Genomic DNA, 11,739 nt, shown 5'->3' with positions numbered 1-11,739 from the left:
CTCCTCACTTCCCGATGCAGAAACTGGCAAAGATCTCGCCCAGCAGATGCTCCACATCGACACGCCCGACCAGGGAGTCAAGGGCGCGGATCGCATGGCGCATATCTTCGGCGGCCAGCTCTGCCCTGTCCGCGCCGTTCAATACCTCAACGCGCGCCGATTCCAAAGCCGTTACCGCGCGCAAGATTGCCAGCCGGTGGCGTTCCCGCGTCACCACCGCGGCACCGGCAGCCCGGGCTTCCAGGATCGAGGTCACCCGCGCAATCAGCTCTGCGACCCCTGCCCCGGTCTTGCCGGATACACCCCCGCCCGCATCGGCTTTTCCGCGCAGAACGATATCTTCCGGTAGCGGCTCCAGCCCTTCAGGCAGCCCATCCTCCGCAATCAGAAACACCCGCAGATCAGCGGCGCGAGCGCGCGTCAGCGCACGCTCAACGCCAATTGCCTCCACAGCATCCTCGGTCTCACGCAGGCCGGCGGTGTCCAGGATCGTCACCGGCAAGCCGGCCAGATCCATCCGAACCTCGATCACATCCCGAGTGGTGCCCGCATGTTCCGAGGTGATCGCCGCCTCGCGCCCCGCCAACGCATTGAGAAGTGTGGATTTCCCGGCATTCGGCAGCCCGACTATAGCCACCTCGAACCCGTCGCGGATGCGTTCGGAAACCTTTGCACCCTCGGCCTCGGCGCGTAGATCAGCCACAACGGCCTCCAGCAGCGCCGTCACCTCGGGCGTCACGTCCACCGGCACATCTTCATCGGCAAAGTCGATGGTCGCCTCGATCAACGCAGCCGCGCGGATCAGTTGCCGGCGCCAGCCCTCGGCCCGCGCCCCGACAGCGCCCGACAGCACCCGCATCGCCTGTTTGCGCTGCGCCTCGGTTTCCGCTTCGATCATATCCGACAGGCCTTCGACCTGCGCGAGGTCGAGACAGCCATTTTCCAGCGCCCGGCGGGTAAATTCGCCGGCTTCCGCCATCCGCAGGCCCGGCCGGTCTCCCAGAACCCGCAGAACCGCCGCAACGGTGGCCGTCGATCCATGCAGATGCAGCTCGGCAACCTCTTCGCCGGTGAAGCTGGCACCGGCAGCAAAACACAGCACCAGCGCATGATCCAGCACCTCGGCTCCATCCCGCAGCACCCGCAGGCTGGCCACCCGAGGTTCCGGCACGCCGCCCGCCAGATCCCGCGCCACATCCCAGGCCAGCGGGCCAGAGATGCGGATGACCGCAACCCCGGCCCGGCCACGCGCAGAGGCCAGGGCGAAGATCGTATCCATCGGCAGCTCCAGCGCGGCGGCTTAGCCGTTCATCGAATCGAAGAAGTCCGAGTTGGATTTCGTCTGTTTCAGCTTGGAAATCAGGAACTCGATGGCGTCGGTGGTGCCCATCGGGTTGAGGATCCGGCGCAGGACGTAGGTTTTCTGCAGGTCTTTCTGGTCGACCAGCAGATCCTCTTTCCGCGTGCCGGACTTGAGGATGTCCATCGCCGGGAACACGCGCTTGTCGGCAACCTTGCGGTCCAGCACGATCTCGCTGTTACCGGTGCCCTTGAACTCTTCGAAGATCACCTCGTCCATCCGGCTGCCGGTATCGATCAGCGCGGTCGCGATGATGGTCAGCGAGCCACCTTCCTCGATATTCCGGGCCGCACCGAAGAAGCGCTTCGGCCGCTGCAGCGCGTTCGCATCGACGCCGCCGGTCAGCACCTTGCCGCTCGACGGCACCACGGTGTTGAAGGCACGACCAAGTCTTGTGATCGAGTCCAGCAAGATCACAACATCTCGTTTATGCTCGACCAGGCGCTTGGCCTTCTCGATCACCATCTCGGCCACCGCAACGTGCCGCGTGGCCGGTTCGTCGAAGGTCGAGGAGACGACCTCGCCCTTCACGCTGCGCTGCATGTCGGTCACTTCCTCGGGCCGCTCATCGATCAGCAGCACGATCAGGTAGCATTCCGGGTGGTTGGTGGCGATCGACTGGGCGATGTTCTGCAGCAGCACGGTCTTGCCTGTCCGCGGCGGCGCCACGATCAGCCCGCGCTGGCCCTTGCCGATGGGCGACACCAGGTCGATGATCCGGGCAGAGCGGTCACGGATCGTCGGATCCTCGATCTCCATCTTCAGCCGCTCGGTCGGATACAGCGGCGTCAGGTTCTCGAAGGCGACCTTGTGGCGGGCCTTCTCGGGGTCGGTGAAGTTGATCACCTCGACCTTGGTCAGCGCGAAATACTTCTCGGCCTCACCGGGGGAGCGGATCAGCCCCTCGACGGTGTCGCCGGTGCGCAGCGAATACTGGCGGATCATGTCGGGCGAGACGTAGATGTCATCGGGCCCCGGCAGATAGTTCGCCTCGGGCGAGCGCAGGAAGCCAAAGCCGTCCTGCAGCACTTCCAGCACCCCATCGCCACCGATCTCATAGCCTTCTTCATCGGCATATTCGCGCAGGATCGAGAACATCATCTCGCCCTTGCGCATGGTCGAGGCGTTCTCGATTTCCAGCTCTTCGGCCATCGCCAGCAGGTCGGCGGGGCTTTTCGCCTTCAGTTCGGCAAGGTTCAGGCGTTCTTGGGTCTCGGTCATGGCACTCGGACAAATGATGGCGCGCCCGGCAAGCGGGCATTGCGGCAGAGGAATGGGAGATGCGTCGGGCCGAACGGCCCCGCTGATCCGGTCACATAAGCGCGAAGGGGCCTCGAGTCAACGAAATCAGAACTTCAGCACGACAGAGAGCACGATGACCACCATCAGGATCGTCGGAACCTCGTTCATCATCCGGTAGGTGCGCCCGGTGCGCGTGTTGGTGCCGGCCGCCAGTTCCTTGCGGCGCACCGCCAGCCACATGTGGAACCAGGTCATCGCCAGCACGCCCACCGCCTTGGTCCAGGGCCAGATGCTCGACCAGTCCACGATCCCGGGTGTGGCCACCAGCATCAGCCCGAACAGCCACACCGCGATCAGCGAGGGGTTCATGATGTAGCGCAGCAGCTTCCATTCCATCACCGTCAGGCTCGCTGTCGGTTCCTCTGCCCCGTTCTGCCCGCGTTCGACGTGATAGACGAACAGGCGCGGCAGATAGAAGATCCCGGCCATCCAGGTCAGCACGGCCATGATGTGCAGGGCCTTCACCCAGGGGTAAAACGTGGCGAGCAGGTCTGTCATGGGGCACCTCTGGGTTCGAAGGGTCTTCCTACTTCTCTTTTAAATAAGAGAAAGATTGAAGAGATGATGATGTAGTAAGGCCTGTGGGTAACGGGATATGCCTCGCTCGCCCCCATTTCTCCACATCCGAGGGCGCCTGTGGAAAACTCTGTGTGCAGTTTTCCGGCACAACTGCATCCTGAGAATTTACGTGCGTAATCATTATCTTGCGTGGTGTCGTTAACATACACCTTTGTGCATAAGTTTCCGCCAGCAGCTGCGCGAGACCGCCATCCACAGCCCGTGGACAACCTTGCGCCTGCGTGGATAAGCCGCCCCCGGATGCTTGACACTCCCCCCGGAATTCCGCCAGCCATCGCAGAACACCACTTGCCCCCATAGGCTCCCCCGCGCCCGCGCCCGTTTGTCCACAGGATCGTCCCCATGCCCACGCCCCTGCTGCTTGCCTCCGCCTCCGAGACCCGCGCGGCGATGCTGCGCGCCGCCGGCCTTGACCCGCAGGTGCTGCCCGCCCGCATCGATGAGGAGGCGATCCGCGCCGCGCTGGAGGCGGAAGGCGCCACGCCCCGCGACCTCGCCGATGCGCTGGCGGAGATGAAGGCGCGCAAACTGTCGGACAAGCATCCGGAGGCTTTGGTGCTTGGTGCCGATCAGGTGCTGGAGCTGAAGGGCCAGGTCTTCGCCAAGCCCGAAACCCCTGATGCAGCGCGGGCACAGTTGCGGGCGCTTTCGGGAAAAACCCACCGCCTGCTGTCAGCTGCCGTGATATATCGGGCATCGAAACCCGAGTGGCGCCATGTCGGTGAAGCGCGGCTGACGATGCATGATCTGTCAGACGCCTACATCGACGCCTACGTCACCCGCAACTGGGACAGCATCCGCCACTCTGTCGGCTGCTATCAGATCGAGAAGGAAGGGGTCTGCTTGATGTCCCGCGTTGAAGGCGACCATTTCACCATCCTCGGCCTGCCGCTGATCCCCCTTCTCACCTGGCTGCGCCTGCGTGGAGAGATCCGGGCATGACCGACCATCCCCGCATCCCGCTGGCCGGCGTCATCGGCTCGCCCATCGCCCATTCCCGCTCGCCGCGGCTGCATGCCTACTGGCTGCGCAAATATGGGCTGGCGGGGCATTATGTGCCGATGGACGTGGCGCAGGCCGACCTGGCCGAGGTGCTGAGGGCGTTGCCCAAGGCGGGCTTCGTCGGGTGCAACGTCACCATTCCGCACAAGGAAACCGTGCTGCAGCTGGCCGATGTGGTCACCGACCGCGCCTCGCTGATCGGCGCTGCCAACACGCTGATCTTCCGCAAGGACGGCAAGATCCATGCCGATAATACCGATGGTTACGGCTTCATCGCCAATCTTCGCCAGAACGCGCCGGATTGGAAGCCCGCCTCGGGCCCGGCTGCGGTCTTCGGCGCGGGCGGCGCCGCGCGGGCCATCGTCGCTTCGCTGCTGGAGGTTGGGGTGCCGGAAATCCGCGTGACCAACCGCACCCGGCCGCGGGCCGAGGGGCTGCGGGCCGAATTTGGTGCCAAGGTCGTGGTCTGCGATTGGGTGCAGGCCGGCAATATGCTTGATGATGCGGTGACGGTGGTAAACACCTCCTCGCTCGGCATGGTCGGCAAGCCGGAGTTTCTGGTGCCGCTGGACGGGCTGATGGCTTCGGCGGTGGTGACTGATCTGGTCTATACGCCGCTGCGCACCAAGTTTCTGGACACTGCCGCCGCAATGGGCTGCACCACCGTCGATGGGCTGGGGATGCTGCTGCATCAGGCCGCGCCGGGGTTCGAGCGCTGGTTCGGCAAGCGGCCCGAGGTGGATCAGGCCACGCGGGATGCGGTGCTGGGATGACCCCGCCTGAACGTCCGTTCCGGCTCGGCCTCACCGGCTCCATCGGCATGGGCAAATCGACGACGGCGGCGATGTTTGCCGAGGCTGGGGTGCCGGTCTGGGATGCGGATGCGGCCGTCCACCGGCTTTATGCGCCGGGCGGTGCCGCGGTGCCCGCCATCGCTGCACTGCATCCGGAGGCAGTCAAGGATGGCGCCGTGGACCGGGCCGCGCTGAAGGACTGGATCGCGCAGGATGCCACCGCGCTTGGCCAGATCGAACGCGCCGTGCATCCGCTGGTCGCCGCCGACCGCGAGGCGTTTCTGGCCGCAGCCTCCGATAAACCTCTGGTCCTGCTCGATATTCCCCTGCTGTTCGAAACCGGAGCCGATGCGCAGATGGATGCCACGCTGGTCGTCTCTGCCCCGCCCGAGGTGCAGCGCGCCCGCGTGCTGGCTCGCCCCGGCATGACCGAGGCGCAGTTCGAGCTGATCCTGTCGCGGCAGATGCCCGATGCCGACAAGCGCGCCCGTGCCACCTGGGTCATCGAGACCATCGGGCTTGAAGCCACCCGCGCCGCCGTGCGAGACCTGACCCGAACCATCAGGGCCCGTCATGCGTGAAATCGTCCTCGACACCGAAACCACCGGGTTTGAGCCCACCGAGGGCCACCGCATCGTCGAGATCGGTGCGGTGGAACTGCTGAATCACATGCCCACCGGGCGCGTCTATCACCAATACATCAACCCCGAGCGCGCGATGCCGGCCGAGGCTTTCGCGGTGCATGGTCTGGGCGACGACTTCCTGCGCGACAAGCCCCGCTTTGCCGAGATCGGCCCGGCCTTCTGGGACTTCATCGGCATGGATGCCAAGCTGGTGATCCACAACGCCGCCTTCGACATGAAATTCCTGAACGCCGAACTGTCCTGGGCCAGGTTGCCCCTGATCGCGGTGGACCGGGCGCTGGACACGCTGATGATTGCGCGGCGCAAGTTTCCGGGCTCGCCCGCCTCGCTCGATGCGCTGTGCCGGCGGTTTGGCGTCGACAACACCTCGCGCGAGAAGCATGGCGCGCTGCTGGACAGCGAGATCCTGGCCGAGGTGTATCTGGAGCTTCTGGGCGGCCGCCAGCCCGACCTTGTGCTGTCCAGCGCCCCTGCCCCCAAGGCCGGCGCGCAGCCGGTGGAGGCCTGGCGCCCTCGCGCCCGCCCCACGCCCCTGCCCCCGCGCCTGACAGAGGCGGAGGCAGAGGCCCACGCGGCCTTCGTCACGGGCCTGGGTGACGCCGCAATCTGGCGCCGCTACGCCTAGACCAGCGCCCGGATCGCGTCCCGCGCGGCGCGGTAGCGGGCATGACCCTCGGCAAAGGCCGGGACCAGCGCCGCAACCGGCTCGATCACCCGCGCAATCTGGGGCGGGGTCGCCAGTTCGGCCCCTGCGCCAGTGGCGGCCATCATCCCCAGACGCGCGGCACCAAACGCCCCGCCGAAATCGCCCGCGACGGGCACGGAAACCGGCGTCTCCAGCGCCGTCGCAATCGCCGCCAGCCAGTAGTCGGAGCGCGAGCCGCCGCCCACCGCCAGCAGGCTGTCAATCCGTGTACCGGTCGCGGCCAGTGCATCGCGGCAATCGGCGATGGCGAAGGTCACGCCCTCCAGCACGGCACGGGTCGCGGCCTGCTGGTCCGTCGCATGGTCGAGCCCGATGAAGGCCCCGCGGACGGCGGCATCGTTCAGCGGCGTGCGCTCACCGCCGAGATACGGCAGGAACCGCGTGCAGCCGGGCCCCTGCAGCGCGCCCAGATCGGCGGTCAGCCCGGCGGCAGCGGTGCCGGCCAGCCGCGCGAACCAGTTCAGCGCATCGGTCGCGGCCAGGATCACCCCCATCTGGTGCCAGGTGCCGGGCAGTGCGTGGCAGAAGGTATGCACCGCCGTCGCCGGATCGGGCTGGTAGCCGTCATTCGCGGCAAACAGCACGCCCGAAGTTCCCAGCGAGACGAAGGCCTGCCCTGCCTTCACCACGCCAACGCCGATGCCAGACGCCGCATTGTCGCCGCCGCCCCCGGCCACGACCACGCCCGCCGGCATCCCGAAGCGCGCCGCGATGTCCGCGCGAAGAACGCCCGAAACCTCGGATCCCTCCACCAGCCGCGGCATCTGCGACAGGGTCATGCCGGTCGCGTCCAGCAGATCGTCCGACCAGCCCCGCCCGCCGGTATCCAGCCAACTGGTTCCGGCGGCATCGGACATCTCGCCCACATGCTCGCCGGTCAGCCACAGGCGCAGATAATCCTTCGGGAGCAGTACCTTGGCGACTCGGGCGAACACCTCGGGTTCATGCCGCGCCACCCAGACCAGCTTTGGCGCGGTGAAACCCGGGAAGACGATGTTGCCGGTGACGGCGCGAAAGCGGGGATCGGCATCCAGCGCCGCCGCTTCGATATGCGCCCGCGTGTCGTTCCACAGGATGCAGGGCCGCAGCACCTGATCTGCGGCGTCCAGCAGCGTGGCGCCATGCATCTGCCCCGACAGGCCGATGCCGCGCACCGCGCCAAGCCCATGCACTGCCAGCGCGGTCAGCACCGCCTCCGCAGCCAGGGTCCAATCCGCCGGGGCCTGCTCGGACCAGCCCGGCGCGGGGCGCGAGACGGTCAGCGGCGCCGTTGCCTCTGCCAGCACGCGCTGCGCGTCGTCGATGAGGATGCCCTTCAGCCCCGAGGTCCCCAGATCCAGTCCGATATACATGGCCCGCTCCCGTATCTTGCGCCGGGCGCCAGTCAACCATCCCGGGCGGCAAGGGCAAGGGAAAACCGTTTGCGGTAACGGCGAAAAATCTTCGCGGCGGCGGGAACCTGCGGGCGGCTTGTCGGTTAGTCAGGTGAACCGCGCGGCTTTGCCGGGCTGCCCGGTGATCCGGCAAATGGTCCCCGCCTAACGCCGGATGCCGCGAGACGGACCTCGCCCCACTGTCCCTCACCAGAGGTCCGTTTCGCGGCTCCCTTATCCTCAGATCAGCCGATAATCTTTGTGGCCCAAGGGGTTGCATCCCGTACTTCATCGGGCACCATTGCCTGCAGGCCCGCGCCGGCCGAAGTCAAAGGGACATCCCGATGCCGCAAAAACCGCTGACTCCCTGGACGATGCTCAAAGAACTTTGGCGCCTGACGGATGAGCGCAACCTTGGCCTTATTGCGGCCGGGGTGGCGTTCTACGCGATGTTCGCGCTGTTTCCGGCCCTTGGCGCGGTGGTGTCGGTCTGGAGCTGGCTGGCCGATCCGGCGGCGCTGCAAAGCTATCTCGATGTCGCAAGCGGCTTCATCCCGCCCGAGGCATTCGGCTTGATCGCCGGGCAGGTTCAGGCGCTGGTGCGCACGTCCGGCGAGCAGGTCGGCTGGCGCACCGGGATCTCGCTGGGGGTGGCGCTATGGTCCACCCGTGCGGGCCTTGCCTCGGTCGTGCAGGGGCTCAACACCATCTACGGCTCTCCCAGCCGCGGCGGTATCGGGCAGCTGGCGGTGGCGATGGGGTTGACACTGGCGGTGCTGGGGATGGCGATTGCCGGGCTGATCACCGTGGTGGTGATCCCGATCCTGCTGGCCTTCCTGCCGCTTGGCCCGGTCGAGGGCCGCATCGTGGCGGGCCTGCCCTGGGCGGCGACCTTCCTGCTGGTGTTGGCGACGCTGGGGCTGGTCTATCGCTTTGGTCCGAACACAAAGTCCGAGCGGCGGGCTAGCTGGATCACGCCGGGCGCCGGGCTGGCGGCGCTGCTGTGGGCTGCGGCCTCGCTGGCCTTCTCGATGTATCTGGCAAATTTCGGGTCGTACAACCGGGTATACGGATCGCTTGGCGCGGTGGTCGCGCTGCTGATGTGGTTCTACCTGTCGGCCTACGCGGTGCTGCTTGGGGCCGCGCTGAACCGGGTCCTGGGTATCCCGCGGCCACCGGAACCGGCCGCCGCGGAAGAGGCTTAGGTGTCGCCGCGACGTCCGCGGGCAAAGCCGCGGCCGGCTTCCATGCCGAGCAAGAAGGCATCAGCCAGCGGCGGGCGCGGTTTTTCCACCGGCGGAGGCGGCGGCGCCGGTGTGCGCCCGCTGGCCATCGCGACCAGGAACAGCGCGGCCAGCACCAGATAGCCAATCCCCAGCGTCAACGCCGCTGCGACCGGGCCATATTCCACCATCAGCGCGATGAAACCCGCGGCGGTGAGAAACCCCAGCGCGATCAGCGCGAACAGCGCAGCAAAGGCGCCCAGCACGGCAGAACGGACCGCCCGTCGGGCAGTCCGTTCCACAGTAACCTGAACGTCGGTCAGGAGCCCTTTGAGCATCCTGCCCTCAGCGCTTGGCGGTCAGGAGACCCAGCACGAAGCCAAGGGCCGCGGCCACGCCAACGGCGGTCGCCGGACGCTCTTTGACGAAGGCATCGGCCTGCGCGGCGGCGTCGTTGGCGCGAAGGCGCAGCGCCTCGACCTGCTCCGAGCTCATGTCGCGCAGCTGTTCGGCGCGGTATTTGGCGGCTTCGACAGCCGAGGCGCCCTGATGTCGGCCCATGTCGGCCAGCGTACCGGTGATGTTGGCCAGATCGGCCTTCAACGAGGAAATCTGATCGCTCAGAGCGGCGTAATCGGCATCAAGCGCCTTGCCATTGCCGTTGCCGGTCGGAAGTTCGGGTGCGCGAGCCATGTCACGTCTCCTTCAGGATATGTTTCTGTTGCCCGATCAACGCGCCGTCCTCGCTTCCGGTTCCTTTCGCACCTGCAAAGTCGCGCTGCGCGGCTGCGGCATTTTGGAACTGTCCCCGGATTGGCGCGTTCGATTGTCAACCAGGTGCCTCGCGGCGTCAATGACCCGGGCGCCCAGGCACCAAAACTGCGTTCCTCGAGAGTGAAAGGAGACCCCATGCTTTACTGGGCCGCCGTTTTCTTCGTCATCGCCCTGATCACCGGCATGTTTGGCTTTGGTGGGCTCGCCACCGTCTCTGCCGGCGTGGCGCAGGTGCTGTTCTTCGTCTTCCTCGCGCTGTTCGTGCTGACGCTGATCGCACGGGCCATTCGCGCCCAGACATGACGACAATGCAAAAAGGCCGCCCGAGGGCGGCCTTTCGTGCATCGGGCGCAGGCAGTCAGGCGGCCAGCGTTTCGGTGGACGCGAAGAACATCGCCTGGCTGACGGCAGAGCGGACCTGCTCTTCCAGATAGGGCTTCGAGATCAGGAAGGCCGGCTCCGGCCGCTCGCCGGTCAGCAGGCGCTCGGGGAAGGCGGTGATGAAGATCACCGGGATATCGCCCAGTTCGGCAAGAATGTCGTTCACGGCATCGACGCCCGAGGAGTTGTCGGCAAGCTGGATGTCAGCCAGAACGAGATTCGGACGCTCTTTCCGGCTCAGCGCGACGGCCTGTTCGCGGGTGCGGGCGATGCCGGTGACGCGGTGGCCCATGGACTGCACGATGCTCTGAATATCCATGGCGATGATCGTTTCGTCCTCGATGATCATCACATGGCCCAGAACGGTACGCTCCATCTCGTTCATGGCGATGGTCACCAGTTCTTCGGCCTCGGACTGGGTCACATCCATGATTTGTGCGATCTGGTCGAAGCGCATTTCCTCGATGGTGCGCAGCAGCAGCGCCTCGCGGGTGTTGCGGGTCAGGTTGGACAGGTGGACCTGCGCGCGGGCTTCCAGCGCATCGGTGCCGCCTTCGGCAACCGGCGCCCCGGCCGACGACCAGATGGCGTGAAAGGCGCGGAACAGGGCGACACGGGGCGGCAGATCGCCTTCGAACATCGACCGATCCGCCAGAATCGCCTCCAGCGTGGCCACCGCATAGCGGTCGCCCGTGCCTTGGCTGCCGGTCAATGCGCGCGCATAGCGACGCAGGAACGGAAGCTCCGGCCCGATCGCCGCAGTGATGTCCGTCGATTTCCCGTCTGTCATGTCATCTCCGACAATTTTTTAGTTTTTCAGGGAACCAAACTCCTGCGCTCTAGTTTGGTTCCAGCGCGCGTGAATAAAAATACGACCTGGGAAGCAGCATGAAATCGAGCGGACCCGAAGAGAGCAAGCCCACCGTGGAACGCCAGATTGATGAAAATCTAAGGCGTGTCTACCAGCAGATGGTGGAGGAATCGGTTCCCGACAAGCTTATGCAGCTCCTTCAGCAGCTCAAGGAACAGGACCGCGAAAAATGAACGACGGTTCCGTTGATCCGCGCGACGAGCTGGTCACACATCTCGGCGCCCTGCGTGCCTTCGCGCTCAGCCTGACGCGCAATTCGTCGGCGGCGGATGATCTGGTGCAGGACACGATCCTGAAGGCCTGGAGCAATATCGACCGCTTCCAGCGCGGTACCAACCTGCGCGCCTGGCTGTTCACCATCCTGCGCAACACCTTCTACTCGGCCCGCCGCAAGACAAGGCGCGAGGTTGCCGATGTCGATGGCATCCATGCCAGCCGGCTGGCGACCAAGCCCGACCATGACGGACGGCTGGCGCTGGCCGATTTCCGGGTGGCGTTCGAGCAACTTCCCGATGAACAGCGCGAGGCGCTGATCCTTGTCGGAGCCTCGGGCTTTGCGTATGAGGAAGCTGCGCAGATGTGCGGCGTGGCGGTCGGCACCATCAAGAGCCGCGCCAACCGCGGCCGCAAGCGGCTGGCAGAGCTGCTGCAACTGGCTGAAGGCGAGGAGCTGACCATGACCGATCCCGCAACCATGGCCGTGATGGCAGCGTCCGCCTCATCGGGGTGA

Annotated in this window: 15 protein-coding genes; 8 read left to right on the top strand and 7 right to left on the bottom strand. The window is 65.9% G+C overall.

The features are described 5' to 3' along the window. Positions 1 to 4: 4 nt before the first annotated feature. From mnmE to GVY41_RS10645, 3 genes are all read right to left on the bottom strand, one after another. Entirely contained in the window at positions 5 to 1,279 is a 1,275-nt protein-coding gene (mnmE, locus tag GVY41_RS10655) for a tRNA uridine-5-carboxymethylaminomethyl(34) synthesis GTPase MnmE (protein WP_161346256.1), read from the bottom strand. A gap of 21 nt (positions 1,280 to 1,300) precedes the next feature. Beyond that, entirely contained in the window at positions 1,301 to 2,581 is a 1,281-nt protein-coding gene (gene rho / locus GVY41_RS10650) for a transcription termination factor Rho (protein ID WP_161346255.1), read from the bottom strand. Positions 2,582 to 2,707: 126 nt separating this feature from the next. Further along, the gene (locus GVY41_RS10645; protein ID WP_161346254.1) at positions 2,708 to 3,160 is read right to left on the bottom strand and encodes a CopD family protein; all 453 of its coding nucleotides are present in this window, start codon (positions 3,158 to 3,160) and stop codon (positions 2,708 to 2,710) included. A gap of 423 nt (positions 3,161 to 3,583) precedes the next feature. On the opposite strand from GVY41_RS10645, the gene GVY41_RS10640 reads away from it, so the two are divergent. Genes GVY41_RS10640 through dnaQ form a run of 4 tightly spaced genes read left to right on the top strand, consistent with a single transcriptional unit; the run spans position 3,584 to position 6,306 of the window. After that, positions 3,584 to 4,183 carry a Maf family protein gene (locus GVY41_RS10640; protein WP_161346253.1) on the top strand — a complete coding sequence of 200 codons (600 nt, stop codon included), beginning with the start codon at positions 3,584 to 3,586 and terminating at the stop codon, positions 4,181 to 4,183. Then, positions 4,180 to 5,016, top strand: a complete 837-nt coding sequence (locus GVY41_RS10635; RefSeq protein WP_161346252.1) for a shikimate dehydrogenase — start codon at positions 4,180 to 4,182, stop codon at positions 5,014 to 5,016. Before GVY41_RS10640 ends, GVY41_RS10635 begins: the two co-directional genes overlap by 4 nt. Next, on the top strand, positions 5,013 to 5,618 hold the full coding sequence (gene coaE / locus GVY41_RS10630) for a dephospho-CoA kinase (RefSeq protein WP_161346251.1): 606 nt from the start codon (positions 5,013 to 5,015) through the stop codon (positions 5,616 to 5,618). Before GVY41_RS10635 ends, coaE begins: the two co-directional genes overlap by 4 nt. Continuing rightward, positions 5,611 to 6,306, top strand: coding sequence for a DNA polymerase III subunit epsilon (gene dnaQ / locus GVY41_RS10625; protein ID WP_161346249.1), 696 nt, complete (start codon positions 5,611 to 5,613; stop codon positions 6,304 to 6,306). The genes coaE and dnaQ overlap by 8 nt, the downstream gene beginning before the upstream one ends. On the opposite strand, the gene xylB is transcribed toward dnaQ, so the two are convergent. Further along, the gene (gene xylB, locus GVY41_RS10620; protein ID WP_161346247.1) at positions 6,303 to 7,739 is read right to left on the bottom strand and encodes a xylulokinase; all 1,437 of its coding nucleotides are present in this window, start codon (positions 7,737 to 7,739) and stop codon (positions 6,303 to 6,305) included. The two genes, dnaQ and xylB, sit on opposite strands and share 4 nt — an antisense overlap. A 365-nt stretch (positions 7,740 to 8,104) precedes the next feature. Between xylB and GVY41_RS10615 the strand changes: the two genes are divergently transcribed. Then, a complete protein-coding gene (locus GVY41_RS10615) occupies positions 8,105 to 8,965 on the top strand; it encodes a YihY/virulence factor BrkB family protein (protein WP_161346245.1) in 861 nt (286 codons plus the stop codon). Here GVY41_RS10615 and GVY41_RS10610 read toward each other — a convergent pair. Continuing rightward, positions 8,962 to 9,321 (bottom strand): phage holin family protein, encoded by a 360-nt coding sequence (locus GVY41_RS10610; protein ID WP_161346243.1) that lies wholly within the window; start codon positions 9,319 to 9,321, stop codon positions 8,962 to 8,964. The genes GVY41_RS10615 and GVY41_RS10610 overlap by 4 nt on opposite strands. Before the next feature lie 7 nt (positions 9,322 to 9,328). Further along, positions 9,329 to 9,676, bottom strand: a complete 348-nt coding sequence (locus tag GVY41_RS10605) for an ElaB/YgaM/YqjD family protein (RefSeq protein ID WP_161346241.1) — start codon at positions 9,674 to 9,676, stop codon at positions 9,329 to 9,331. A 216-nt stretch (positions 9,677 to 9,892) separates the two neighbouring features. Between GVY41_RS10605 and GVY41_RS10600 the strand changes: the two genes are divergently transcribed. Further along, positions 9,893 to 10,060: a DUF1328 domain-containing protein gene (locus GVY41_RS10600; RefSeq protein ID WP_161346239.1), complete on the top strand. Its 168-nt coding sequence runs from the start codon at positions 9,893 to 9,895 to the stop codon at positions 10,058 to 10,060. Positions 10,061 to 10,115: 55 nt separating this feature from the next. Here the strand turns inward: GVY41_RS10600 and GVY41_RS10595 are convergent, their stop codons facing one another. Beyond that, positions 10,116 to 10,928 (bottom strand): response regulator, encoded by an 813-nt coding sequence (locus GVY41_RS10595; RefSeq protein WP_161346237.1) that lies wholly within the window; start codon positions 10,926 to 10,928, stop codon positions 10,116 to 10,118. Between the two features lie 98 nt (positions 10,929 to 11,026). Here GVY41_RS10595 and GVY41_RS10590 point away from each other — a divergent pair, with 98 nt between their 5' ends. Beyond that, the gene (locus tag GVY41_RS10590; RefSeq protein ID WP_161346236.1) at positions 11,027 to 11,182 is read left to right on the top strand and encodes a NepR family anti-sigma factor; all 156 of its coding nucleotides are present in this window, start codon (positions 11,027 to 11,029) and stop codon (positions 11,180 to 11,182) included. Further along, a complete protein-coding gene (locus GVY41_RS10585; RefSeq protein WP_161346234.1) occupies positions 11,179 to 11,739 on the top strand; it encodes an RNA polymerase sigma factor in 561 nt (186 codons plus the stop codon). Before GVY41_RS10590 ends, GVY41_RS10585 begins: the two co-directional genes overlap by 4 nt.

This window comes from Frigidibacter albus, assembly GCF_009908165.1.
GTDB lineage: Bacteria > Pseudomonadota > Alphaproteobacteria > Rhodobacterales > Rhodobacteraceae > Frigidibacter > Frigidibacter albus.
The sequence above is the reverse complement of the archived record's forward strand: the minus strand, read 5'-3'. Positions and strand labels throughout refer to the sequence as shown.